The 26,650-nt window shown below is 36.8% G+C and carries 23 protein-coding genes and 1 pseudogene; 15 read left to right on the forward strand and 9 right to left on the reverse strand.

Annotated features, from left to right (window positions below; translation table 11 throughout):
* Positions 1-50: 50 nt before the first annotated feature.
* The gene (yedE, locus tag QNH20_RS04095) at positions 51-1,280 is read right to left on the reverse strand and encodes a selenium metabolism membrane protein YedE/FdhT (RefSeq protein WP_283921643.1); all 1,230 of its coding nucleotides are present in this window, start codon (positions 1,278-1,280) and stop codon (positions 51-53) included.
* A gap of 229 nt (positions 1,281-1,509) precedes the next feature.
* Here yedE and tnpA point away from each other — a divergent pair.
* The 5 genes and pseudogenes from tnpA (at position 1,510) to QNH20_RS04120 (ending at position 4,998) form a co-directional block, all read left to right on the forward strand.
* Positions 1,510-1,913: pseudogene (gene tnpA / locus QNH20_RS04100) on the forward strand (IS200/IS605 family transposase).
* Between the two features lie 4 nt (positions 1,914-1,917).
* Positions 1,918-2,487 (forward strand): hypothetical protein, encoded by a 570-nt coding sequence (locus QNH20_RS04105; RefSeq protein WP_283921644.1) that lies wholly within the window; start codon positions 1,918-1,920, stop codon positions 2,485-2,487.
* Positions 2,488-2,556: 69 nt separating this feature from the next.
* Entirely contained in the window at positions 2,557-3,333 is a 777-nt protein-coding gene (locus tag QNH20_RS04110; protein ID WP_283921645.1) for a zinc ribbon domain-containing protein, read from the forward strand.
* Positions 3,334-3,806: 473 nt separating this feature from the next.
* Positions 3,807-4,373 (forward strand): MOSC domain-containing protein, encoded by a 567-nt coding sequence (locus QNH20_RS04115; protein ID WP_283921646.1) that lies wholly within the window; start codon positions 3,807-3,809, stop codon positions 4,371-4,373.
* 172 nt (positions 4,374-4,545) lie between these two features.
* Positions 4,546-4,998, forward strand: a complete 453-nt coding sequence (locus QNH20_RS04120) for an NUDIX hydrolase (RefSeq protein WP_283921647.1) — start codon at positions 4,546-4,548, stop codon at positions 4,996-4,998.
* 88 nt (positions 4,999-5,086) lie between these two features.
* Here the strand turns inward: QNH20_RS04120 and QNH20_RS04125 are convergent, their stop codons facing one another.
* The gene (locus QNH20_RS04125) at positions 5,087-5,908 is read right to left on the reverse strand and encodes a purine-nucleoside phosphorylase (RefSeq protein WP_283921648.1); all 822 of its coding nucleotides are present in this window, start codon (positions 5,906-5,908) and stop codon (positions 5,087-5,089) included.
* Between the two features lie 303 nt (positions 5,909-6,211).
* Here QNH20_RS04125 and QNH20_RS04130 point away from each other — a divergent pair, with 303 nt between their 5' ends.
* The gene (locus QNH20_RS04130; RefSeq protein ID WP_283921649.1) at positions 6,212-7,429 is read left to right on the forward strand and encodes an ROK family transcriptional regulator; all 1,218 of its coding nucleotides are present in this window, start codon (positions 6,212-6,214) and stop codon (positions 7,427-7,429) included.
* A gap of 365 nt (positions 7,430-7,794) precedes the next feature.
* On the opposite strand, the gene QNH20_RS04135 is transcribed toward QNH20_RS04130, so the two are convergent.
* From QNH20_RS04135 to QNH20_RS04145, 3 genes are all read right to left on the reverse strand, one after another.
* Positions 7,795-9,237 (reverse strand): L,D-transpeptidase family protein, encoded by a 1,443-nt coding sequence (locus QNH20_RS04135; protein WP_481858033.1) that lies wholly within the window; start codon positions 9,235-9,237, stop codon positions 7,795-7,797.
* A 356-nt stretch (positions 9,238-9,593) separates the two neighbouring features.
* The gene (locus QNH20_RS04140) at positions 9,594-9,974 is read right to left on the reverse strand and encodes a VOC family protein (protein ID WP_283921650.1); all 381 of its coding nucleotides are present in this window, start codon (positions 9,972-9,974) and stop codon (positions 9,594-9,596) included.
* A 51-nt stretch (positions 9,975-10,025) separates the two neighbouring features.
* A complete protein-coding gene (locus tag QNH20_RS04145) occupies positions 10,026-10,889 on the reverse strand; it encodes a helix-turn-helix domain-containing protein (RefSeq protein ID WP_283921651.1) in 864 nt (287 codons plus the stop codon).
* A gap of 464 nt (positions 10,890-11,353) precedes the next feature.
* Here QNH20_RS04145 and QNH20_RS04150 point away from each other — a divergent pair, with 464 nt between their 5' ends.
* The 5 genes from QNH20_RS04150 to QNH20_RS04170 all read left to right on the forward strand — a co-directional run bounded on the left by QNH20_RS04150 (position 11,354) and on the right by QNH20_RS04170 (position 15,895).
* Positions 11,354-11,695: a DUF6054 family protein gene (locus tag QNH20_RS04150; protein ID WP_283921652.1), complete on the forward strand. Its 342-nt coding sequence runs from the start codon at positions 11,354-11,356 to the stop codon at positions 11,693-11,695.
* A 487-nt stretch (positions 11,696-12,182) separates the two neighbouring features.
* The gene (locus tag QNH20_RS04155; RefSeq protein ID WP_283921653.1) at positions 12,183-12,893 is read left to right on the forward strand and encodes a response regulator transcription factor; all 711 of its coding nucleotides are present in this window, start codon (positions 12,183-12,185) and stop codon (positions 12,891-12,893) included.
* Positions 12,890-14,368, forward strand: a complete 1,479-nt coding sequence (locus QNH20_RS04160) for a sensor histidine kinase (RefSeq protein ID WP_283921654.1) — start codon at positions 12,890-12,892, stop codon at positions 14,366-14,368. Before QNH20_RS04155 ends, QNH20_RS04160 begins: the two co-directional genes overlap by 4 nt.
* A complete protein-coding gene (locus tag QNH20_RS04165) occupies positions 14,358-15,434 on the forward strand; it encodes a LolA family protein (protein ID WP_283921655.1) in 1,077 nt (358 codons plus the stop codon). Before QNH20_RS04160 ends, QNH20_RS04165 begins: the two co-directional genes overlap by 11 nt.
* Before the next feature lie 83 nt (positions 15,435-15,517).
* Positions 15,518-15,895 (forward strand): hypothetical protein, encoded by a 378-nt coding sequence (locus tag QNH20_RS04170; RefSeq protein ID WP_283921656.1) that lies wholly within the window; start codon positions 15,518-15,520, stop codon positions 15,893-15,895.
* A gap of 271 nt (positions 15,896-16,166) precedes the next feature.
* Here the strand turns inward: QNH20_RS04170 and QNH20_RS04175 are convergent, their stop codons facing one another.
* The 3 genes from QNH20_RS04175 to QNH20_RS04185 form a co-directional block, all read right to left on the reverse strand.
* Positions 16,167-18,029 carry an acyltransferase family protein gene (locus QNH20_RS04175; RefSeq protein WP_283921657.1) on the reverse strand — a complete coding sequence of 621 codons (1,863 nt, stop codon included), beginning with the start codon at positions 18,027-18,029 and terminating at the stop codon, positions 16,167-16,169.
* A gap of 708 nt (positions 18,030-18,737) precedes the next feature.
* Entirely contained in the window at positions 18,738-19,619 is an 882-nt protein-coding gene (gene rsiV, locus QNH20_RS04180) for an anti-sigma-V factor RsiV (protein ID WP_283921658.1), read from the reverse strand.
* Positions 19,620-19,623: 4 nt separating this feature from the next.
* The gene (locus tag QNH20_RS04185; protein WP_283921659.1) at positions 19,624-20,127 is read right to left on the reverse strand and encodes an RNA polymerase sigma factor SigV; all 504 of its coding nucleotides are present in this window, start codon (positions 20,125-20,127) and stop codon (positions 19,624-19,626) included.
* Positions 20,128-21,019: 892 nt separating this feature from the next.
* Here QNH20_RS04185 and QNH20_RS04190 point away from each other — a divergent pair.
* From QNH20_RS04190 to QNH20_RS04205, 4 genes are all read left to right on the forward strand, one after another.
* Positions 21,020-21,970 carry a LacI family DNA-binding transcriptional regulator gene (locus QNH20_RS04190; RefSeq protein WP_283921660.1) on the forward strand — a complete coding sequence of 317 codons (951 nt, stop codon included), beginning with the start codon at positions 21,020-21,022 and terminating at the stop codon, positions 21,968-21,970.
* Positions 21,971-22,039: 69 nt separating this feature from the next.
* Complete coding sequence (locus QNH20_RS04195) at positions 22,040-22,651, forward strand: HAD family hydrolase (RefSeq protein WP_283921661.1); 612 nt, start codon at positions 22,040-22,042, stop codon at positions 22,649-22,651.
* A gap of 390 nt (positions 22,652-23,041) precedes the next feature.
* Positions 23,042-24,565 carry a glutamate/gamma-aminobutyrate family transporter YjeM gene (gene yjeM / locus QNH20_RS04200; RefSeq protein ID WP_283921662.1) on the forward strand — a complete coding sequence of 508 codons (1,524 nt, stop codon included), beginning with the start codon at positions 23,042-23,044 and terminating at the stop codon, positions 24,563-24,565.
* A gap of 212 nt (positions 24,566-24,777) precedes the next feature.
* Entirely contained in the window at positions 24,778-25,113 is a 336-nt protein-coding gene (locus QNH20_RS04205; protein ID WP_283921663.1) for a zinc ribbon domain-containing protein YjdM, read from the forward strand.
* A gap of 120 nt (positions 25,114-25,233) precedes the next feature.
* Here QNH20_RS04205 and QNH20_RS04210 read toward each other — a convergent pair whose 3' ends face one another.
* On the reverse strand, positions 25,234-26,631 hold the full coding sequence (locus QNH20_RS04210; protein ID WP_283921664.1) for an amino acid permease: 1,398 nt from the start codon (positions 26,629-26,631) through the stop codon (positions 25,234-25,236).
* Positions 26,632-26,650: the final 19 nt, after the last annotated feature.

Below are 26,650 nucleotides of genomic sequence, written 5' to 3' on the forward strand. Positions count from 1 at the left end.
TCGCCGCGAATGTCTAAGGTGTAATTTACATCTATTACTTGTGACATTATTTATGCCTCCTTTGTCAGATGAGCAAGCTGTTCGTTTTTTTTGTGTTTAATTCCAGTTCCATAACGGAACCTTTTTTCCCACCAGCTGGAAAGTAAAAACCAAACAATAAGCATAGCAATTGTTCCGAATAAGGCTCCTGCAGGTCCCCATAATTCCATCAAGTTTACTTTTGGCCAATTTTCAGCAAGTGCATGATAGATTCCTAAGTGATCCCACCCATAAGCTAAAACGGTAGCTCCAATGATATTTCCTGCTCCTACAACCCAGAATAACAATTGTCCTTCCATGGCACGATACATCATGCCGGTTTCACAGCCGCCGGCAAGAACGATACCAAATCCAAATAACAGCCCGCCAATAACGGTGCTTGGGGCAGCTATTTTAATAATGGCGATGGAACCGTTTTGAATATAGAAAAAGGTAACCACTACACTAATCATCATACCGACTGCGAGTGCTTTAGACATCACTGCACGTCCGCTAATCCATAAATCGCGGAAAGCAGAAGTGAAACAGATTTGACCTCGTTCAATGAGAATACCAAAGAGAGCTCCCGCAATACAAGCAACAGCTAATAGAGGCTTGCCTGCTGTGAAAAAGTAGATCACAATCCCAGTATAGACACAGGCGAAAAGAAGTCCTAAAATCGGTTGGATTTTAGATTTTTGAGATTGCTCCGACACAACCGGATTAACAGATCCCTTGCGCAAGTTGGGCTTTCCAAGCCACCATTTCGTATTAACAACTTTAACACCAAAATAGGTTCCGATCGCTGTTGTAAGCATAAAAATCCATGAGTGAAAGGAAAACTGAGGTACGCCTGTAAAAAAGGCAGCTAAATTACACCCAAGAGCAAGGCGTGCGCCAAATCCCGCGATAATCCCGCCAATAAATCCTTGAACTAAGCGGCGTTTCTGTTTTGGAACACGGATTTTAAAGCTGTTGCTAAGCAATATCGTAATGAGGGCGCCAACCAACATCCCGATAACAATCCACCCATCTGTTCGGGTGAGGGGAGTTCCTTCGATGCCAACTAGTTTAAAATAAGCCCACTGTGATACATCCACCCCAAACCACTGTAAGATGTGACCTCCCAATCTGGTAAATTCCCCTGTTACAGCCCATACAGTACCGGTAATGCCAAAATATAACGCACTAACCAATCCAGCAATACTGATGGCTATGTAGGGATTCCAATATTCTTTGAAGATTTTCTGATACAGATTCATTGAAATCCACAACTCCCTATAATAAAAATTTATAAGCTCAATAAATAAATATTATATATGTTTTACAATAATCATCAATAGTTACTAGTAAAGTTGTCACTAAATTGACCAAAACAAACTACCGCAAGCCCCTACATTCATGTAAGGGGGTGAGGTTGTTTTTATTTTTTTTAGAACAAACGTTTCTAAATAATTGGAAATGGTTTGGGATTTTTGGTATAATAGATATATGAAAAGTCTAAACCAGTACAAAAGCAATATTAACGTAGTATATTCCTGCAAATATCATGTAGTTTGGTGTCCTAAATATAAAAGAAGTGTCTTAATAAATGGAGTAGATGAAAGGCCTAAATCTATTATTTTTGAAGTTACAGAAGAAACTCATTCTGAAGTGATTGAAATAGAAATCATGCCTGATCACGTTAATCTCCTTGTTGAATGCGACCCCCAGTTTGGAATTAATAAACTCATTAGAATGATGAAAGGAAGAAGTTCTCGGTACTTACGCAGTGAATTCCCGTGGTTAAAAAGTAGAATCCCTTCCCTTTGGACGAATAGCTATTTGTTTCCACTGTAGGTGGCACAACACTTGAAGTGGTGAAACAGTACATAGAAAACCAAAAAGGAGTGTAATCCCATGGCAACATCAAAAGATAAAACCCCTTCTTTTGTGGCAACGATTCGATTGAAAACGAATTTGAAGGAAGAGAAACAGCTTTTGGTGTTGTCTGATTGTGCAAGGCTGCTATACAATGCCTGTCTTGGCGAATGTTTGAAAAGACTTAAGAAGGTTCAAGGAACGGAATTATATAAGGAAACTATTCAACTATCAAAAACATCAGAAGCAGATGTAGAAAAACGCAGAGCTAATTTTAAATATCTCAATGAAACATTTGGATTTACGGATGCATCCATCCAATCCTTTGGGACAAAAACGAAAAATGATTCTAAATTTATTGCAGAACATTTAGGAACTCACGTATGCCAAAAAGTATCTACCCGAGCTTTTAAAGCTACTCAAAAATATGCATTTAAACGTGCCAAAAAGGTGAGGTTTAAACGGAAGGGTGAGTTTGTAACAGTAGAAGGGAAAAATAATAAAACATTTCTTACGTATTCAAATGGATATGTTCTCGTTGGGAAGAACCTTACTTTGAAATGCTTATTAGATCCGAAAGATAAATGGATGCAGTATGCCTTAAAATAGAAAATAAAATTTTGCAGAATTATAAAAAAGGAAGTAAAAGGGAAAAGCCGTTTTTATGCCCAATTAATTTTGGAAGGAAATCCATATCAGAAATATGAATTAGGAAAAGAGAATATAGGACTGGATATTGGCCCTTCTACGATTGCGATTGTAGGGGAATCGACAGCAGAATTAAAAGAGTTTTGCGAAGACGTGGTTTTGATAGATAAAGATAAAAGAAGAATAAACCGCAAAATGGACAGGCAACGTAGAGCCAATAACCCTAGTAACTATCAAAACAATGGAACGGTAAAAAAGGGGAAAAAGAAATGGGTTTACTCCAATCGCTATCTACATACTCGTTCAAAGCACCGAGAATTGGAGAGAAGGATCAAAGAAGTAAGAAAGCAGTTGCATGGACGAGACACGAACCAAATCTTACAACTCGCATCCTCTATACAAACAGAAAAATTGTCCTACAAGGCCTTTCAAAAAATGTTCGGGAAAAGTATTGCTAGAAAGGCACCAAGTATGTTTTTAAACATCTTAAAACGAAAAGTAAAATCTCGCGGCGGGGAATTCCGGGAATTTCCTACCTACTCAACGAAGTTATCTCAAACCTGTCACTGTGGAATGATAAAGAAAAAAACGCTCGAAGAGAGATGGCATAAATGCGGGTGCGGGGTAGTTGCCCAACGTGATCTATATAGTGCATTCTTGGCTAGATATGTAACCAAATCTAATCGTGTAGATATCAAAAAGGCAAAAATGGATTGGATTCAATTTTCCTTTGTTTTGGATAAGTGTGTTTCGAATTTGGAAAGAAGGAAACCAGAAAGAAAGCTCATTTCAACATTTGGTATATAAACCTTTTGAGATGGCAGGTTAAATCTCTCGGTGCAGACGTACCCCGAAACAGTCAATAAGTTGTGAGTGGTGAGGGAAACCGAGCCCATGTAAATAGTCCTGTTTCGATTATTTGCATTAGAACGATTTCGGCTGTAGAAGCCTTTTAGACCAAAGTAAAGTTCATTTTCTAGATTCATTCTGGAGATTGGAAGAGCCCAGGTTATTTAAAGGTGGAACCCCCTCCATTTATGGATGGGGAAAGCGTCAGATTCATTCTGGAGATTGGAAGAGCCCAGGTCATTTAAAGGTGGAGCACCCTCCATTTATGGATGAGGAGAGCGTCAGAGAAGTATGAACTTGGAAAATTTATTGTTATTTGAATCACTTGTAATGGATGATTTTTTTAGCCTTTCCAAATGGTTAAGGGTAATATGATAAGTGTAAGTACCATTATTAATTCATTAAAAGTGATTGAAAGAAGGGATTTATTTATGGAAAAAGTGTGGGCAAACGTAGAGGCAATATTCTTAGCAGATAATCCAGAAACATTTGTGACGAGACAAATTCCAGAAGTGAATCTTGAATTTGGGGGAATCAGAGGGGATCGTCATTTCGGAATGACCAGTAAGGCTGATTCAAGACAGCCGATGTATCCAAGAGGAACAGAGATACTGAACCGCCGCCAAATAACTATTGTGTCAGTAGAAGAATTAGACAGAATTGCTGAAGAATTAGGAGTTGAACAAGTAAGGCCTGAGTGGTTGGGGGCAAATCTCCTTGTAAAAGGACTTCCGGAATTAACGAAACTCACCATGGGCTCACGGATTCTTTTTCCAAGTGGTGCTGGATTAATTTGTATGGGGGAAAATCAGCCGTGTACCTTACCTGGAGATGAAATCCAAAAGCATTATGAAGATCAGGAGAAGCTGGCCTTTCGTTTTGTACGTGCCGGTTACAAGCGGCGGGGAATTGTTTGTGCAGTTGAAAGACCTGGAACAATTCACGAAAGGGATGAAGTTCAGATTCTTATTAATGATTTTAAAAATCCAATGCAATAAATAGCCTGGAACGAAGCGAATGTACATAACAAGGTCATAGAGAACAATGAGGTGGTACATTCACCAGATAGCTGAAATTCATTCATCAAAAGCAGCGAATTTAATAAGGGAGAGACGACTTTCCAGAATACATTTAGAGATGCTTATAAATGGAGATATTTGGAGGATCAAGATGGGCTATATTGAAGATTTACGTGAAATAATTGGAAACCGGCCAATCATTTTAGTCGGTGCTGTCGTGGGTGTTATCGATGCACATGGAAAAATTCTATTACAAAAAAGACCTGAAGGCATCTGGGGGCTGGCAGGAGGCATAGTAGAATTAGGAGAATCTGTTGAGGAAGCTGCAAGAAGGGAAGTATTTGAAGAAACAGGAGTTGAAATTGGTCAGCTTCAGCTAGTAAACGTATTTTCAGGAAAGCAGTATTTTAGAAAGCTGGCAAATGGAGATGAATTTTACCCTGTAACAATTGCCTATATTTCAAAAGATATTAAAAGCAGCACGATCCGGATAGATGGGGAAGAATCGATTGATGCAGGTTTTTTTGATATCAGAAAATTACCAGAGAATACAAGTCCTTTAGTCAGAGTGATGGTGGAGCAATATTCTAATTTGCTCAAATAGAGCTTAGGACTATTTGCATTGATGAAAGAAACCTGATAGCTAAAGAGAAGAGCGGCAGGTGATTGATCCCCCGCCGCTTCCTTTCTATCTATTCTATTTCTTCTAAAATACCTTTTACTAATTGAACGAATGTTTTTCTAACCTTACCAGCGACTTCAATGACTTCATCATGGTTTAATGGCTGATCTAAAATTCCGCATGCCATATTGGTTAAACAAGAAATGCCAAGTACCTTCATATTTCCATGGGTTGCTACAATTGCTTCTGGAACTGTAGACATACCTACTGCATCGGCTCCTAATGTCCGAATCATGCGGATCTCAGCAGGCGTTTCGTAGGCTGGTCCACTCCACCATGCATAAACACCTTGTTGGAGGGATATATTTTGTTCTTTGGCAACATGTGCAGCAATATTGCGTAAACCAAGATTATATACTTGAGAAACATCAGGGAAACGTGTTCCCAGCTCATTATTATTTGGACCAATTAACGGATTAGTTCCAACTAAATTAATATGATCCGTAATTAACATTAAATCCCCCGGGTTAAAGCTTGTTTTAACAGCCCCACAAGCGTTGGTAATGAGTAGATTCTCAACACCAATCGCCTTCAAGACACGGACTGGAAACGTGACTTCATCTAATGTAAAGCCTTCATAATAGTGGAAGCGGCCTTTCATAGCTGCTACAGTCTTTCCTTTTAATTCTCCAATAATTAATTCGTTTGCATGGCCAACTGCTTCGGACTTTGCAAAGTGAGGAATCTCGCTATAAGGGATCGTGATAGGGTTTTCAATTTCATCAGCAAGAGTTCCTAAGCCAGATCCTAAAATCATTCCAATCGTAGGACGGTGGTCAGTTTTGCTCATGATAAAATCTTTGGCTTCTAAAATATCTTGTAATTTGTGCATGAAAAATTCCTCCTTGAATGAATTATAGGTAATTTAATCATTTGTTAAATGCATAACTGTTAAACTTCTCGCATTACTTCAATAATAGTCTAATCGATTCATAGGGAAATGTAAATGGATTAAAAATCATTTTGATAAAAAGTATCGATAAAGAGATTCGATAATTACATGTATTAATTAAAAAATTCGTTACTTTTATATAAAATAAGAAAAAGTTGAAGAGCAGTACCTTCTCCTTTTGGAATAAATCGAGTAAACTAAAAATAGTTAGCAGAACGTAAAATGGTATGTTGGAGGAAATATATGCTAAAGCAATTTGTTGGCTTAACATCAAAAAAGGAGAAGAGCTTACAGCTTTTATATAGCTTAATTCGCAAGCAAGGACCTGTAAGGGTAAAAACACTATCGGAACTGACGGGATACAAACATGCGACTTGTGCTCGTTTGCTTGATGAACTTGTTAAGGCGGGGCTCGTACAAGATAGTGGGGTAGGGGAATCTAGTGGCGGACGAAAGCCCTTGATGTATGTGATCAATCCTGATGCTTACTATTTAATAGGAGTGGAAATCACTAATTTATACACTACAGTGCTGCTCCTCAATTTAAATTTACATATCTTAAGCACAGAAAAATTAAAGATGGATTCACATTGTACAGGGGAGTACACACTAGATTATGTGTCCCAAACTGTCGATGGGCTGCTGGTTCAACATAATATTCCGAGGGAAAAAATGCTCGGAATTGGTGTAGGAGTAATTGATCCGATTGATCAGGAACAAGGGGTTATCCTAAATCCTCATTTATTCCCTGCCGATGGGTGGGATCAGCTAAATATTGTCGACTATTTAAAACAAAAAAATCAGACTCTTGTGTTGTTAGAAAATGGCACTAATTTAGCTGCGTTAGCGGAATATCGAAATAACTATTGGAAAGAAACAGATAATCTAGTTTTTGTCTCAAGCGATATGGGCATTCGCTGCAGCATGATCCAGCAAGGTAGATTGGTTACGAATCAAAAGGAAATGGCTGATGCGTTTGGGCACATGATTGTTGATCTCCATGGTCATCAATGTTCCTGCGGATCATACGGCTGTCTGCAGGCATACAGCAGCTTGCCGGCTATTCGTGATGAAGTGATCCGTCGGATAAAACGTGGTCAACTCTCTATTCTTAAAGAAAAGGTCAATAATGTGGAAGAAATTGATTTTTTTCATATCTTGGAAGGATTAGAGCAGGAAGATTCACTTTGTCTAGAGGTTGTAAAGGAAGCAGCGTATTATTTTGGCATCGGTCTTTCTAATCTAATTTACCTGCTGCGTCCTGATATTGTCATTTGTGGTGGAACTCTTGTGCCAAAACCACTCTTTTACGAAGCGGCCACTGAAATTGCACAAAAGCGAATGATGCATTATCCAAATAACAGTGTCCAGATTATTAAATCAACCACAGCCTACAATATAGTCGCTCAGGGAGCGGGATGTATGGTATTAGATTATTTCACTGAAGAGATTCTGCCTTAAAAATAAAAGGTGGCTCAGTCAAAAGCAGGTCTCATTCGGACAGGGCAAGGCGGAAAAAGCAAGAACCTGTCTGAATACGGGCCTCATTCGGACAGGGCAAGGAAAAAAAGCAAGAACCTGTCTGAATGCTGGTCTCATTCGGACAGGGAAAGGCAAAAAAATCCAGAACCTGTCTGAATGCGTGTCTCATTCGGACAGGTCAAGGCAAAAAAATCCAGCTCCTGTCTGAAAGCGGGTCTTATTCGGACAGGTCAAGGCAAAAAAATCCAAAACCTGTCTGAATGCACCAGGTTAGGAGATGTTTATAAAAAAGAAAAGAGACGGCTCTTGTACTTCCTTAACAGGAAGAGCAAGAACCGTCCTTCTTAATAAATAACAACCGGATCGTATGTACTGAGAGTATCATACACGGTTTTCATAATACTAGGGGGCGTGTTGACGCAGCCGCCTGAACCTGCCGTTAGATAAGCATTACTTGCCCAGTTTGTCCGCCAGCTGGCATCGTGGAATCCTTGTCCACTGTTTGTAAATGGAGCCCAGTAATTTACCTTAATGGCATAATCGGCTTTACCTACTGCACTGCCCTTAAGTGTGTACTGTGGTCGTTTATAGAGGATATACCACACTCCTGGTGAAGTATCTTCACCTGTGCTGTGTTTACCTGTAACCACATTGGTTGTGACCACTAATTGTCCATTTTTATAAATCCAGATACGCTGTTCCGCAATGGATACTTCAGCATACGTGTCGCCAATGCCATTATTCGCTGTAGTTTCATAGCCGATGCCTTCATTGCTCCAGCCATTTCCATAAATATTAGTAGCAGAAAGAGATTTCTCACCTTTTTCAAAAGCTTCCTGGATTCTTGCTGTTTCTTTTTCCGTATTTATTGCCCAGCCATAGCCTTGTCCTTTAACTTGAATAACTGAACCTGAATGGGTCTTAAATGTGAAATTTTTATTTAATGTTGATTGAGAACTATTAATTTCATCAATCTTGTTCTTAATGTCACTCTCTGTGATTGTAACCTTCTTATCTTTTGATACAGAGGCATTTTTAATTAATTCACTGGCTTTTAAAGGATGCACTTTGTCCTGTACCTTATAATCAACTGTCCGTTGTAGGAGATCCTGCAGCATTTTCTCCTCTTCTTTTACAATCGGACTGTCCTCTTTGATTGGTTGAATGAATACGGGTTTCAGATGGATATCACTAGTATATTTCTGTTTCTTATAATCATTTAATAGACCGGCGATATCATACTGTTCTCCATTAATACTATTAGAGATGACAATTTGACCCTGTTCCAATTTCGCCTGCGCATCTTGGGGTGCTTTTAAGCTCTTATTCATTGATAGGAGCTTTTCTTCTACTTGCTTTTTCATTGTTTGGCTTCGAAACTGATCCGCCTTTTTGGGTATCAACGAATAATTTTTTTCCTTTAAGGAAGGAAAAAACGTCCACTGGCTTTTCAGTAATTTCTTAACCTCAGGCAGATCTTTATCCGTAAATACCATCTGCGTATCTTCTTCATCTAAAATTAGTTGGTTTCCGACATAGACCCTGTTTTTTAATTCAGATGTTTTTAATTTATTTATTACTTGATCAGCCGTCAGTCCACCGACTTTGGTACCATTAATCGTAACTTGCGAATTGAATCGGGTTGCCTGATAATAGCTAATTCCCGCAATTAGGAATGCAATAATAATGATAATTCCAATTACAATAAATTTACGTTTTGCAGGCCGTTTGAATCGGTTCACCCGTCCTTTGTTAATTTCTTCAACTGCTTCATTTGCCGTACTCATAAACATACCCTCCGCTATTTGGTAACCCAACTATCAACGTTCTCCAACTTTAAACTTGTGGATTTCATCAAAGACTTTTGATTAGTTTACCTTACTATTAAATATTACTATTATACTACTATTTTTTGTGGGGTGTAATTTGTCACAATTTGTTTAAAGGTGAAATTTTTTGTTCTGTTTTAAAATCCCTTAATTTAAGTTTTATAAGGCAAAAAGAAAACCTTATTAGATACAGTACGTGAACCGAACCACAAATAGTATAATGCAAAAGATGGAAATATTCATAGATAGTGAGTAATTAAATAGGCTGATATTAAACAGGAGACCGTTTATTTTAGACGGTCTCAAAATGATTCTTATAAGGCTTGAACTTCACTCATTAAAGCATGAGTATTCCCTTCAGTGTCTTTAAAAAACGTCATCCATGTTTCAATTTGTCCCATTTTTGCAACGATATGTGGTTCATCAATAAAAGTAACTTCATTACTTACTAAAGTCTCATAAGTTTTCTTGATATTTTTAACTTGAAAATAAACAACTGAACTTGAATTAGCAAATTCATCTTTTTCTGGCAGGCTTAACAGGAGACGCAGACCGTTGCATTCAAAGAAAGCCATACTGTCTGTATTAAATAAAAGGGCAAGCCCCAGTTTATCTTTGTAAAATTGTATTGCCCTGTCTAACACTTTAACTGGTACCCCGATTTGCCCAACTTTTTGAATCATATTAGTTTCCAAAGAACATTTCTCCCTTCAAATATCTTTCACATTAAGAATAAACGATTCAACTTAGTATTTCTTATCCAAAATCACCTTTTTACGAAATTGAATGGGAGAAACTCCAACATGCTGCTTAAACATCTTGCTAAAGGATACAGGGTTAGTAAATCCCAGTTCAAAAGTTATATCTGTAATAGTGAAGTCTAAATTTCTTAAAAGGTCCTTTGCCTTTAGAATCCTATATTCAGAAATATGCTGATGAGGCGTTTTGCCAAATATTTGTGAGTAAGTTCTTAATAAATGGTTTGGCGAAAGGCAAGCAATCCGAGCAATGTCATTTAATTTTATTGGCTTGTTATAAAAGGACCTGATATAATCATGGGCCGTACTGATCCTTCTATATAATTCTTCACGTGTAGAAGTTCGTATCGCATGTAAGGATTCGACTTCTTTCAATGTATCGAAATGTGCGAACAATAAAGTTTGCATTAATTTGTGGAATTGTTCCTCATAACCAACTAGATCATTCTTAAGGACTGATAAGTTCTCTTTAAATATGTTTATCTGAGAAGATAGTCTTTGAGGTGTATGAAATGTTTTTTCAAAGAAACCAATAGAACTTGTTTCCATAAAAGGATCACTTAGAAGTTTATGGGTTGATTCTCTATAGGTCTTTAAAACTTCCTTTGCAAATCCATCTTTAAAAAAGATACAAAAAGATTCAACTTCCTTATTTTCGTCAATTAAAATTGTATAGGAACCTTCATTAAGAAGCAGGTATCTGCTCTCTTCAACAGCAAAAAAGCCTTTACTGGTCTTATAATGCGCCTTCCCATTAGAGAATGTTTTAATGGATAATTGGCCATTTCCTTCCCAGTAAAATTGGCTGCTTTTGGCATGTAAGACATAATTACTTGAACTCTTATTACTCATATGACTATCTCCATAAACATGTAACTTGAATTTTTAGATAAGTCAATTATACATAATAATGGATTGTAAATAGTAAAAATTTTCATATTTTGTTAAACAGCATCATACTGGTTAGCAGGTGGTTTGTGGAGAAAGGAATGGCTGCTTAGGCATGAAAGCTCTTATAAAAAGTGCTTGATGTAAAGAGACGCTCACCCCCATTTTTTGATTTGATGGTAAATGTAAGGCGCCTGCTTAGAAAAATTTGGGGGATATTGATGCCTGACCTACGATGCGTTACCACTTTAACGAAATGGGTGGGACGGTTTTTTTGAAAATTTTGTGTAAAGGATGCTAAAGATATGAAATATATAAGAAAGTGAAACTAAAATAAATTCAAAAACGTATGGGAGGATAAGATTTCCATTTGATGAAATTTAGGTTGAAGTTAGTTTAGGAAAACAATTTTTAGGAGGGGGAGTATTATGGATGTTAGTGAGATCGTCGTGTCGATAACTCCTAAAGAAGCAAGTGACAAAGTGGAGGAGGAAATTGTAAATGGAAGTATCTCAGGTACATTAATTGATCGTTATCATCGTTCAATCGGGAATATTGAATTGATTGTTTTAGTGTTAGAAAAATACTATTATCGCTCAGGTAATCGTGGTTCAATGACGGTTACTATCGATAACTTTGAAGGTGCTACAAAAGTACATGCAGCAGCTTCTGGCACTGCCCAAGGAGCTATCTTCCGGTTTGATTGGGGTGCGGGGAACAGTTGTATTAATAGTGTCATAGATATTTTAGAACCGTATAGAGTTAAGTAAATTAATAAAGCAAGCTGGCTGTTGTTCCATAGGAATTACAGCTATTTTTTTGGGAAGTCCCTTGTCAAATCAATCATTTAAAAGGTTTCACATTTCTATCTATCCTTTATTAATCTGAAGTCGAGTAAAGTAAGAATGTCAAAAAAATATCCGGCCATAGGCCGGACAAAAAATATATATTAAAAGGGGGATGAAAGGCTATGAAAAGATCATGTCCGTTTCATGTAATTATCTTAAACCCTAGAAATGAACAAATTATGAATAAACGATTAATAATTGAAAAAAAATTTTTTCATGCGATGTCTTATTTTTAGATAGAATAACAAAGTACATAACAAAATTTAACTGTAGTTTACTAGTTTTCTAATTAAATGTGGAAGTTTTTTTAGTAGCTCAATATAGAAAGTACCAATTATTAAGAGTTTATAAAGAAATCTAGAGCGGTAGTTTATCATGATTATAATGGAAATTGAAAGAGGGATAGCTGATGAGTGAGAAAGAAACTATTTTACTAGTGGAAGATGACAAGGAAATCGCGCGAATTGTCTGTGACCACCTAAGGAAGGAAGGGTACAGGGTGACATGGGCGTCAACTGGTAAAGAAGGCTGGGATGATTTCAAGCACGACCGATATGACCTTGCTTTAGTAGATTTGATGCTTCCAGAAATGGATGGGTTTACTCTTTGTAAAACGATTCGGTTGGAAAGTGATGTACCATTGCTGATCGTGAGTGCTAGACATGAGGATGAGAATAAAATCCGCGGGCTTGACCTTGGGGCGGATGATTATTTGACAAAGCCATTTAGTTTGGTGGAGTTGAGTGCAAGAATAGCTTCCCATTTACGGCGCTATCGCCGCTATACGAAGAAGGATCATCATGGAAATATAGTCAACTTTTTGCACGGGCTTTCTATCGACTATTCAAAAAATATCGTGTACTTGAATGAAGAGCCGCTGCTGCTTACATCGAAAGAAGAAGATTTACTCTATCTGTTGGCAAAAAATCCGTTTAGAACGTTTACGAAATCGGAACTATATGAGCATATTTGGCAGCAGGAAGATATGGATGGCAATAACACGGTAACGGTTCATATTAAAAGCCTTCGTACTAAACTCCAGGATGAAACACGATCAGCCAAATTTATTCAGACCGTCTGGGGTGTAGGCTACCGCTTTATAGGTGAACAAGCAGGATGAAAATAAAATATTGGTTAATGATAAGTTACTTTCTTGTCATGCTATTGCCGGTTGCCGCCCTCTATTTCCTGTATGTCACCATCAGTCACTTCGATCAAAAGCAGGATATGATTGAGTTTATGGAAGTGAATAAGAAATTAATCGAATTAGAACCCGTACTAAAGGATCCATCACTCTATCAAAGCCAACAAAAAACCAAATACAAAGCAATTCAGAAGCATGCAAGTGAAACAGTAAAAATATCATTGTTTCGTTCTGATGGACGGATGCTATTTTCATCGATTGAGGATCCCTCTTCAAGCAACCTAAATCCTCAAGAGGTAGATCTTCTTTACAAAGACTTAAATGAGGTAAAGAAAAATCTGCGAACTTATATTGTGAAAAAGCCTGTATTTGCAGATGGTAAGCTTGTTGGAATTTACGAGATAACGTTTGGCCGCAGCACATGGGTTGAGGGAGTGAATCATCGTTCTTGGTTACTGTTCATTCTATTTTGCGGTTTTTTTATTCTCATTTATGTCGTTGTCGTCATGCTCTTAAATCGAAAGTTTAATCGGCCGTTGCAGCATTTACGGTCGCAAATGACGGCGTTTGCGAAAGGTCAGCCTGTACAAATGGAAATTAGAACAGGAAAGGATGAAATTGGTGAGGTACTTACACATTTTCATCAAATGAGGTCACAATTAGAACAAACACAGTATGAACTTTCTCTTCAGCAAAAGGACAAGGAATTTATTGTTGCGGCTTTATCTCATGATTTAAAAACACCGCTAACGGTTATTCAAGCTTATACAGAAGCATTGCAAACTGAAAATAAGTTATCTGAAAAAGAAAAGCAGGAGTACCGGACGATTTTATTTGAAAAGCTTGCTTATATGAAACAAATGCTTGATGATTTAGCAGTCTATACAGCGCTGCAATCCGTACAGGAAAGGCCGGAATTGGTCGAAGTAGACGGGGAGGAATTCTTCGACATGCTTTTATCGGGCTATGAACAGCCGTGTAAAAAAAAGGGTATCAGATTGGATGTATTTCAATGTGTTCAGTCTACCTATGATGTCAATGTCAAACAGATGATGCGGGTAATGGATAATTTGGTGGCGAATGCCATCCGTCATACTGATCCAGGGAAAAGAATCTGGCTGGCAGCGATTCCACCGGATACGGCCCTTCCGGATTGGGTATTCCCGCCATTTTTTCAAGAAGTAAATGCTTGGAGAATGGGTGGAACGCTACTCATTATTCAAAATCAAGGAAATGCGATTCCGATTGAAATGCAAACGAGGATTTTTCAACCTTTTGTACAAGGTGAAGGGGCGAGAGGAACGGGCGGCAGCTCAGGGCTCGGTCTAAGTGTAGCAAAAATGCTGGTGGAGCAGCATGATGGAAAAATAAAGCTTTGGTCAACGGCAGGATATGGAACATTAGTAGCTTGTTGGCTAAATGAAAGGAAGGTTACAAAAAATGAAGATTAAACAATTACTAATTGGTACAACGTTATCTATCGGTTTATTAGGAGGATGTTCTGGAGAACTGACTGCCTCCGCAGAGGAAATTGTTTCAAATGTACTAGAAGCTGACAAGAAGTTTGATGCCTATTATGGCAAGGCTGAAATGAAATTCTACACCGGTAAAGAGGTTACTGAGAATATAAGTTTTGAAGAATTTGTAAGCAATGACCAAAAGAGGAAAGTGATAACAACTGACCATAAAAAAAATAATCAACAAGTGTTTTCTCTTAACGATGGTAAAAAGGTAATTACTTACGAACAAGGTAGTGATAAAGCTATGAGTATACCATTTTCAGATGAGGAAAGCCCAGCTTCGATAACCCCGAAAGAACAATTAACAAAGTTACTTGAGGGATTGGGGAAAACCCATACGTATGAAGTGGTAGGAGAGGAAAAGATCCTCGGTCTTGATACATACCATTTAAAGGTAAAAGCTAAATCGAAGAAATCTGTTTTAGGTGATATGGAATATTGGGTAGATCAAAAGACTTGGTTTATAGTGAAGGCGATTACCAATTCAGGTGACAGCCGATCTGAAATGGAATACAAAAAGCTGGACTTCACTCCTAAATTCGATAACGATACCTTTACTTTGAATATCCCAAAAAATGTAAAAATTGAGAACCTAGATAATAGTCTTCAGCCAACGACCGGGACTATCGAAGAAGCAGAGAAAGCGCTGGGGGAACCGTTTCTTATTTTTGATGAAAAGACAGCAAAATTGGAAAGAGTAGAATGGTTAAACCTAAAGGGAGAATTGAATCGAACCGAGGTAACGATTTCTTATGAGACAGCTGAAGGATCCACCTTTTCCTTGTCAATTTTTCCTACTCCAAAGGAAAAGGGTATGGAAATAGAAGGGGAGGATTCTAAAATTCGCGGACAGCATGCGGGTTATATGGAAGAAATCAGTGCGGTAACCTGGGATGAAAACGGGATGAGGTATACAATTATAATGGATCAACCTGATCTAACCCTGGAAAAAATGAGTCAATTAACTGAAAGTATGCATCTAAGCTCAAATAAATAAGGTGTTGGGAAAAGAGGTGCCGGGGGTTCAAGGCATGGAAGCAGTGCAACATGATTAATTTTTGGCGATAAAGGGTGAGTGGAATGAGTTTGACGAATAAATACGAGGAGCGTGTGATGTCGGATTTAGAGGTCGATGAATACATCATTACGATTGCTGGGGGAAGAACAGCTCCAACAAATTGGGTGATGAAGATATTCCCTGAGATTTCCTGGCTAACAAAGTATAACATGCCAATCGTTTTCGTCTTAACCAATCAAAGAATTCTTGTGTATAAGTTACATTCAGACTCTGAAATTAAATTGGCGATGAGTGTCCATAGAAAGGATATAAAGGACTGTATTGAAGCGAATGGTCCGCTAAACGGAGCGATTCAATTAACGTTGAAAGACAGTCAAACCTTTAAATTTGTTCTTAAGAAGGATTGCGTCCCCGAGATTGTGCTAGAACTTCTAGAATAACGGATAGAAAAAAGGAAGTGAATTGAAATCACTTCCTTTTTTTATACATAAAAAACTGACTAACAGTGACTGTCTGAAAGTGGAAAAGAAAATTAAGGTGGTAATTTTGACCTGAATATAATGTCGTAATTCACTTAAATAAGGAATCTCTTACTCTTATTTGAGTTCCATATGTCCGAAGGAAAATTCCCCGGAGGAGACTCTACTGATGTGATAAGTACTAGGATTAAAAACAAAATATACACCAATATTCAATTTTCATAGTCACTGCTCATTTTCCAACCGACTTTGCCACTAGTTCTGCGTAGGCCTTAGCTCCTTTTTCATTTAAGTGGACACCATCGGGTGAAAAATATTCATTGTGCCCTGCACTGGCGGCGTACCAATTAACCAGAGTGGTATTATCGAATTTTTCGGTTACTTCTTTTAGAGTATTGTTTACCTCAGTTTCCCAAGGACGTGGGACACGGGTATTGATGAAAATAATTTTTCGATTATTTCCAATTAATTCAATCATTGATATTAATTGATTCTCAGTAAATGGGCCATTTGTGCCGAGTTCGATAATTACAGTATCCCCTAATGTTCCTTCTTGCTTCATTCTTTTTACTACATCCAATGCTTGAGACATTTGACGGCCTACTTTTCCGTCGGCATTTAATGAAGGAAAATATTCAGTTAAATAAGGGGCAACATCAAGTAATATAGAATCACCAATTGCTGTCACCGTTTCATTTTTTTCGCTAGAGGGTTCTGTTTGCGGAAGTTTATTTTCACCGTCTGGTTTTGTTAGCTCTTCTTTTTTTGAATGAACATCAGGGGAAGGAGGTTCCTTTTTCTTCTGTTCTATTTCTAATTGATTATTAGAACGATCTTCTTTAATTGCAGCATGCGTTTCCTCTTTTTTATCTGTTTTTGCAATAGTCACATTGTGAATAGCTATAAATGAGACAAGGATTATTAGCACACCTCCGCCAAGGACAATCCAGCGTCTAATAATAAAACGATTATGAAACGATTTCTTTGTAGCAATTCTTCTCCACGTTTCTTTCAATCCATATAGGCGAATTGGATTTTCGATAAATTTCCATGATAAAGACGCCAATACAATAATGCATGTTAATTGGAATATAACTCTGCCAATCGAAATTCCTGTTGTATTTATTGCTGGACTAGTTAAAATAAGGACGGGATATTGCCACAAATAGATCCCATAGGAACGGATACCAATCCATCTTAGTGGTTTAAAATTAAAGACTCTACTAATGCTGTTAGCTGGATGAACGAGCACGGCAACTAATAACATAGAAGCAATTGATAATAAAACCATCCCTCCACGGTATAGGAAAGGGTCATATTGATTGGTAAGTCCAACCATTAAAAGGATCACTACAAGCGCAATTGTCCCGATTAAATTAAGGACAAGTCGTAAAGCTAATGGTACTTTGGCAGCAAGCTTTTGACTTGGCCAAATAAGTGCAAGAGCAGAACCAATTAATAGAGAAAAAGCTCTTGTATCAGTCCCGTAATAGACTCTACTTGGATCCGATCCGGGTTCATATAATATGGCCATTGTTAATGCAGAAATACCGATTAAGGTGAGAGTAATAAATAAGATTGAACGTTTAGAGATAAAGCGTAACCCGAATGCAAGCAGCAATGGCCAGAAAAGATAAAATTGTTCTTCTACTGCTAATGACCAAAAATGAGTTAATAATGATGGTGATTGAAAGCTATCAAAATAGGATTGGTGATGAAAGATGTACCACCAATTACTAATATATAGTAAAGCAGCTAGAGCATCCGCTTGCAATTTTTCTAAAAGATGATGATGAAACAAGCTTACCCAGCCAATAATGATCACTAACATTGTGAGCATGGCTGGAAGTAAGCGTCTAGCACGGCGAATCCAGAAATTTTTTAAATTAATTCTTCTTCGCTGCTCCCACTCAGTCATTATGATATCAGTAATAAGGTAGCCAGACAGCACGAAGAACACGACTACACCTAAAAAACCTCCAGATGCCCAAGGGAATCCAATATGATAGAAAATGACAGAAAGCACTGCTAAACCTCTTAGACCATCTAATCCTTCTAGGTATCTTCTGTTTTGCACTTTAGGGTTAGTCGTCATGGTCTTTCACCCTTAAATCCAAGTCAGTATTTTTTGTTCGAAATTTGTTTTTTAAAATAGGTAAGTAGTTCATAGATGATTTTTCCTTTCTATTAAAAAATACATGTTTAAATGATGAAAATTAACGATCATGGTAATGCCTAAAGTAAATTCAAAGCATTCCCTCACTTCATATGGCAGATAAGGGGGATAGACCGTATAGAGACAAAGATAAGGTTAATTTTTTTTGTGGATGATGTAAAGTTTTTTGAACCACCTGATCTAAACTATGTGCGAATCGATAAAAGTTAACCTTGTTTTCTGTTATAAATTGTATAAGTTTATGTTAAGACTGACTTTTCTTCATTAAAAAAGAGTGTCTCTTTCCTTGATACGTATTCTTTGTTGCATACGAAAAATAGACGTACGGCATAAAGAAAAAGTTTAACCTGCTTTTGTACTGATTTTTAATTGAAAAATAGACTTGGCAATGTAAACTGCCATTAATTAATGTGGATAAAACAGAACAAAGGGGGGGTTCAAAGAAATCAAAATAAGGATATCCCAGAAAAAAGAGTCAAACCCCTCAACCTACAATATATAGCTGATCGTCACTTGAAAATCAGCTGTAAATTGAGTGTTGAAAGTGGGGTCAGAATCTTTTGGGATATCCTTATTTCTTTTATCTTAGGTAAAGGTAAGTGTCAAACTATCTTCTCCTCGTGGATGCTATTTTATATACTCATCGCTCACCAGAGTGTCTTTTAGGACGTCCGTAGGGATGACGAATTCAACAATACCCATATAACCAGGAGCCACTTCATATTTGTCAAAACTAATGACCAATTTGTTATTTTTGTTAATGTAGAAATTTTGATCAGGCTTTATTTTTTCAAAAGTGTCTAGTGGATCATTTCCTTCTTTATTTGGATTCTTTACCCAGTAAGTTAAGTCAGAGTCTTGTTCCATTTGAGTAATCATTTGCTTTTTAATTTCATTGCTGATCAAATCAACATAGGCATCACTTTTAAATAGGCTTGGTAAGGTGATTAGCAGCTTATTTTTCTTATCAATCGTGTCAAAATGGAACGTTGTTGATGACGATCCGACTGTGTTTACCGTATAACGTCCAATGGATAAGAGCTGGTCAGTATCTGTTTTTACTTCGTACCCATTCTCTATGCCTAAATGTCCGCCGCCACTTTCCTTTAGATCTTTCATATCAGCCTGGAATTGTTGATAGAGTTCTTCACTTTCTTTTAGATATTTTTGATTTAATGTTGATTGTAATTCTTTATTATCAAGGTTATTAATCGAAGGTACTTTAATATCTGCATGGTACGTTTCCTCATCAACCTTGAATTCTCTAAATGTTAATACTTTCACCACATTTTTTAGAACAGGAACCTCAGCCATAGTCATGGCAAATGTCTGACTTGCATTTAATCCTCCAATAAAGATAGCAGCAGATGCAGCTAGTCCGACCGCCACTTTTGTCATTATGCGCTTCTTAGGCTTTTGTTTTAGTGCCTTTTTAACAACAAAGTCTAACTGACTAGGGATAGGAATGTCATTATATTCTTTCATTAATGCCTCCATTTTTTTATCCATTGTATCAACCTCCCATATAGGAAATATCATTCATTTCTATTCGCAGCATTTTAAGTCCTTTATATAAACGAGTCTTAATCGTGTTTTCCTTTTCATTTAGAACTTCAGCTATTTCACGAATTTTTAGGTCTTCAAAAAATTTAAGAATAATAACAGTTCGATATTTAGGCGGCAATTCATTGAGTAACTTGGTTAAATCAACATTTTCATATGTGTCATTCTTTTTGGGGCTAAAAAATTCTATAGTATCATCATCCACTACCATTTCCTTTTTCTTTTTGCGTAATAAATCTAATGATGTGTTAACTACGATGCGAAAAAACCAACTTTTTAACGCTTGAGAATTTTCTAAGGTATGAATCCCTTTTAGGGCTTTGTGGATTGACTCTTGAATAATATCTAAAGCATCCTCTTCATTTTTAACGTAACTATATGCTAATCGATAAAATTTCTCTTTGTTTTCCATTACGAAATCTGTAAGTAATTCTTCTTGATCTTTTTTCTTCATCGCTTGGCACCTCCTTTTGGATTCTATAAAAAAGACGCCAATTATTAAAGAAAAAGTTTTTGGTATTTGTGATTACGATAAAAAATCAACAAAAGAAAAGCGAACAGTGACTATCACTGCTCGCTAGACCCAGTCTCATTTAAGATTTTTGGGAGGGTGGTAAAATATGAAAAAAATGAATTACATCTATTAATTCAAATGTATCAAAAGATTTATTTAGCTTAAGTGGTGGATTTCCTAAAAAGGCACTTTGTTTACAAAATGAGGATGGGAGATGGGAAATTACTATAGTGAACGTGAAGTGAAATTACTACTGAAAAATTTGAAATGGAAGAATACTCTGTGCAAAAGTTTTGGAATTACTGGATTACAGGAAAAGTCTAATGAATTATTCCAGCATAGGTACCTCCCCTGATGTTAGGACTTTAACTCATTAAGGGTCAGGCACCTTTTTCTGAGGAGTAGGGCCGTTTCTTTTATTTTCATAGTATCTGAATTATTTATTCCTCTTCCGTATATGCTTCTACTGTGATTTCTCTGCATTCCCAGCATTCAGTTCTGTTCCTCTCCATAATTGATAATTCCTTTCCACAAGAAATGCAAATATCCATAGGTAAAGATCCCCCTTTCAAGTGAAAATGTTTTATAAATATATGTATGCATATATTCAATTATGCTGTCTTTTTTGCCCCCCTATGTTTGTTCAAAGCATCGATCCTTTTTTTCGCTGGCACAATTCACCGTTTATGTTGAGACGAAATTGTGTTAGTCACCTTCTTTAGAGGGTATAGGAAATTTATGTTAAAATATTCTTAGGGGATTCGGGCGGTGCCAGTGGCTCGGCACTAATCTTAAAGCAGTATAACGAGTCTCTGTGTAAGGGAAGGATTAGATGACAAATATTAACGAAATCGCTAAGATGGCCGGTGTGTCAGTGACGACCGTATCAAGAGTTTTAAACAACTATAAATATGTATCTGAAGAAAAAAGAGCCATCGTTCTGAAAGTTATTGATGAAATGAATTATACCCCTAATAAAAATGCGGTCGATTTAATTCGTGGAGAGACAAGAATGATTGGCGTCATCATTCCATATAACAACAATCAAGCGTTCGATCAAATGTTACATGGGGTGCTTAATCAATCTGTTGAGAAGGATTATTCCATTACTGTTCTCCCAACTAAATACAATAAAGATAAAGAGATAGAGTATCTTTCAATGCTGAAAAATAAATTGCTCGATGGAATAATCATCACGTCAAGGTCAAATAATTGGGAGTCGATAATCCCCTATACTAATTATGGTTCAGTCGTTTCATGTGAATATACGAATCATCCGGAGATAGGATGCTCCTATATAGATAGATACGCCTCGTATCTTGATGCTTTTAAATACCTTAAAGAAAAAGGACATAGTAAAGTAGCCTTTACAACTGTTAGAGGAATGGAAAGCATGAGTACAAGTCAACTTATTACAGCTTATAAAGAAGTATTTGGAGAACTTCAAACCGAGTTTTATCTATCAGATTGTTCTAGTTTTAAGGATGGATATAATGCCGGAAAGAAGCTGTTGAGTCAAAAAACAAGACCAACGGCAATATATGCAAATGGGGATGAAGTGGCTGGCGGGATGTATCAGTATGCTCAATCTATCAATATGAGAGTACCCGATGATTTAGCTATCATAGGACAAGAAAACCAACCCATTGGTATTGGAATGGGGATTTCTTCGGTAGATCATCAATTAATTAAGGTTGGTGAACAAGCTTTTGATCTTGTCATTAACAAATCTAGACAAAAAATTGAAATACCTTATAGAATTATCGAACGTTCATCCATTTAGCTATTGACCTGAAATCCATTTCATATTTTATCCTATTCTAAACAGATAAAATATGGGAGGTTGAAGAGAATGTATAGTACGTTTATTTTTGATTTAGATGGGACGATTATCGATTCTGAGTTGATTGGGCTTACAGCATTACAAGCAACATTAAAGGAACAAGGAATTGAAAAAGATTTAGATGAACTCCGTTTTTCACTCGGTATTCCCGGTCTGACTACATTAGAAATATTAAATATTGCTGATATTCCAACCACACTTGAATCATGGCTAGAGAAGGAAAAACCCTTAATGAAAAATGTTCCTATATTTGAAGGAATTATTGACGTGATTAATGGGCTTCCTAAAGCCGGTATTGTAACCTCTAAAACTGCTGAAGAAATGAACCATAGCTTTTATTTATTAAATATCGATCATCATTTTCACTCGGTCGTTTGTGCGAGTGATACAGAAAAACGTAAGCCTAATCCGGATCCATTAGAACTAGCACTGAAGATGTTAGGCTGTAAAGCGGATGAAGCTATTTATATAGGTGATTCAATATACGATATGCAATGTGCAAACGCAGCTGGTGTAGATTTTGGTCTAGCTTTATGGGGGGCACGAACTACATCAGGATTTGAAAATGCAAAGTATATTTTTGAAAATCCTAAAGATATTCTCAATCTGATTAATAATTAGAGATAATGGTGCCTGACCCTTAGTCTGTTAAAGCTTTAACGGCTGGGGGTCAGGCATCTTATTTTGAATATTGCAGGTTATGCCATGAAACACTTTATGTTCTTCGACAATATACAGCTTGTGCCAGGCACAACATCACTTAATGAATTGTCTATAAAATTTATAGTTCATTATTATTTATGATGCGGTGAACCGTATCATAAGTAAATGAGGTTTTTTTATTGACTAGTTTCAACGTTTATATACGTTGGCTGGAAATGCTTCTCTATTTTTAAAAGTAGTATTAAGTATATTTAAGGAGGAATCGATATATCAATTTTGGTGAAAATAGGTTGTAAGTAAACATTCTGTGTTAGAAGTATATGATAACTTTAATTAGGGGGAAAATGTGTGTCAAACACAAACATAACCAGAAAGCTGACTTTAGTATCCCTAGTATTAATGATTTTTACTTCTGTTTATGGATTCAACAACATTCCAAGATCATTTTATAAGATGGGTTATGCCGCTATTCCTTGGTACATATTTTCAGCCATAACCTTCTTTGTTCCTTTTGCATTAATGGTAGCTGAATTTGGTTCCGCCTTTAAAGAGGAAAAGGGAGGTATCTACTCATGGATGGAAAAATCCATCGGTCCAAAATTTGCATTTATAGGAACGTTCATGTGGTATTTTTCTTATATAACTTGGATGGTTAATGTCGCATCCGGTATGTGGGTTCCGGTGTCAAATGCTATCTTTGGACAAGATACAACACAAAGCTGGACTTTATTTAATCTTCGAGGACCTCAGGTTCTGGGGGTTTTAGGAATTGTATGGATTCTTATAGTAACCTATACATCAACAAAGGGTCTAGATAAGATTAAGAAAGTAACCTCTTTAGGTGGTACTGCAGTCTTGTTATTGAATGTATTTCTTTGGGTTGGTGCAATAGCAGTACTTATAGGTAATCATGGATATTTGGCACAGCCGATTACAGGGTTACATTCATTTACTCAAACACCAAATCCTAAATATGCAGGAGATATTATTGCTTCGTTAGCCTTTGTAGTATATGCCCTCTTCGCTTATGGCGGACTTGAAGCAGTAGGCGGTTTAGTAGATGTAACAGAAAATCCAGAAAAAACGTTTCCGAAAGGAATTCTTTTATCTGCAGCCATAATCTCTGTAGGGTATTCAATAGGAATACTATTAATTGGAATATTCACAAACTGGGCATCTGTAATGGGTATAGCGAATGTTAACCTGGGAAACGCTAGTTATATAGTTATGGCCAATTTAGGCTACTCAATAGGTACCGCTTTTGGAGCAAGCCATGCTACAGCTACGGCTTTGGGATTTGGGGTTGCAAGATACATTGGACTTTCAATGTTCCTGGCACTGTCCGGTGCGTTCTTTACCTTGATGTTTTCACCGTTAAAGCAGATGATTGAAGGAACGCCTAAGAGATTGTGGCCTGGAAAAATCGGTGAAACAAAGAATGGGCTGCCTGTTAATGCTATGTGGTTTCAAGCTGCTATTGTTTGTGTAATGATCGCACTAATCGCTTTCGGTGGAAGCACAATGTCCGCATTCTTTAACATACTCGTTTCGATGACTAACGTGGCTATGACAATACCGTATGTATTTATAGCACTTGCATTCCCGTATTTTAAGAAAAAAGTGGAAATCAATAAGCCGTTTATTGTATATAAAACGCAATTGAGCGCAAATTTTTGGACATGTATTGTAGTTCTAACAGTTGGACTTGCAAATTTCTTCAGTATCGTACAGCCAGCTTTAGAAGGGGATATGCAAACAACCATTTGGAGTGTGGCTGGACCCGTTATTTTCTCAGTTGTTGCATGGTTGATGTATAGAAAATATGAAAAAATACATGATATTGAAAAGCAGAAACAAAAGAATATAAGATAGCTTTAAAGTTCAAAAAGATAAAGATTGAAGTGGAGCACAATATGGCTTCACTTTTTTTCTTTTCTAAAGCACCTCATTTAGATATGTTACGGTGAACCGTATCATAAGTAAATGAGATCTTTATTTCACTTTATTTTTTTCGTAATATGGTGTATAAACAGAAATAGTATTTGTGGAAATTTATTAAACTGGCTAGCGGAGGAAATAAAATAATGAGTAACTTGCCTAATTGTCCAAAATGTCATTCAGCATATACTTATGAGGATGGAAATCTTTTTATTTGCCCAGAATGTGGTTATGAGTGGACTGAGGAAATGGACAATAGTAATGATAATAAGTCGGTTAATGATGCAAATGGAAATATATTAAACGACGGTGATACTGTCACAGTCATCAAAGACCTTAAGGTAAAAGGAAGTTCATCGGTTTTAAAACAAGGTACTAAAGTAAAAAATATACGCTTGGTTGATGGAGACCATAATATCGATTGCAAAATTGAAGGTTTTGGAGCAATGAAATTAAAATCGGAATTTGTTAAAAAAGCATAAATAGTTTCAATAGAATAGGCCTTAAATCGTTTCTTTAAATATCATTTCAGAAAAACCTCATATAGACTATCTACGGTGAACCGTACATAGGTAAATGAGGTTTCTTTTTTTATGGGTTTGTTAAGTTTTATCATTAAATTTACGGAATATTGATAAGTAAACAATAGAGATAACACCTGAAATAACTAAAGCGAAGTAAAACCCCATACGTTGGTCGGTAACGCTTAAGGAAAATATAATTAAAATCAATAGTATAACTAATGTGATAACTGTTGACCACGGAGCACCAAATGCTAGAGGGGATTTGTAAATTTCCTTATTGGCAACAGTTTTTAGCCATAGTATAAAGCAAAGTAAAATAATACCCAAACTAAAGAATGAAAAATAAGCTGATGCAGAAATTAAATAATCGTAAATTTTGCTGGGCAAAATGTAAGAAGTAATAATAATAGCAACTAGTCCTATTGCTGTAATAATCAAGCTTCCATAATATACTCCATTCTTACTTTTTTTACTCACAAAGGCTGGAGCTTGATGAGAGGTTCCTAAAGAAACTAGCATCATTATGGCGGAAAAGTATGACCCAGTCATTACAGAAAATGATGACACAAGGATCACAGCATTCATGATTGAAGCGGCAAAAGGGATATTAATTGACTCTAAGGCCGATATAAAGGGCGATTGATCGGTTGAAATCTGATTCCACGGGGTTAGGCAGAGAACTGTTAAAATTGAGACAACATATAGTAAAACCAAGATGATTAGAAGTCGAAACATGGCTTTTGGTATATCTTGTCTCGGATCTTTAGCCTCTGAGGATGCCAACGCAACCACACCAATTCCGGCATAGGAAAAAATGACAATTAACATTGATTGGAGGAATCCTTTGAAACCTTTGGGAAAAAAACCTCCGTTATCTAATAGAGTCTTAACTCCAATAGGATGAGTAGCAGTAAATACTCCAAGCATCGCTGCGATACCGATAATGATGAATAAAACTAAGGCAGATACTTTAATGAAAGACATGAAAGTTTCAATTTTACCAAAGTTTTTCAAGCCAAAAGCATTTAATGCGATAACTATTGCTGAATAAATAATTGTTAATAACCATACAGGGGTGTTTGGAAACCACAGTTTTGAAAAAATTGACATGGCAATGGTCTCAGACCCAATACTTAGAACAGCAGCTATCCAAAAGGTCCAACCTACATAGAATCCTATAAAAGGTCCTAAGATTTCTTCCGCGTAGACCTTAAAGGAGCCACTAACGGGATGATTGACAGTCAGAGAGGTCAGTGCACCTGCAATCTGGGTTGTTATTAAACCACCTAGTAGATAAGCAAAAATCACTCCGGGACCAGCATAGCTTATAGGTAACCCTGACGCAAGAAAAAAACCACCTCCAATGATGCCACCTAGCCCAATCCACAGTAAATTCATTGCTGAGAGTTGATGTTCCCCCGTTTTACTATCTTCCTGTCCTTCTTTATTTGAAGGAATTTCTTGGTTCGTTTTCAAATTTCTTTACCTACTTTCT

Source organism: Neobacillus sp. WH10 (assembly GCF_030123405.1).
Classification (GTDB): Bacteria; Bacillota; Bacilli; order Bacillales; family Cytobacillaceae; genus Neobacillus.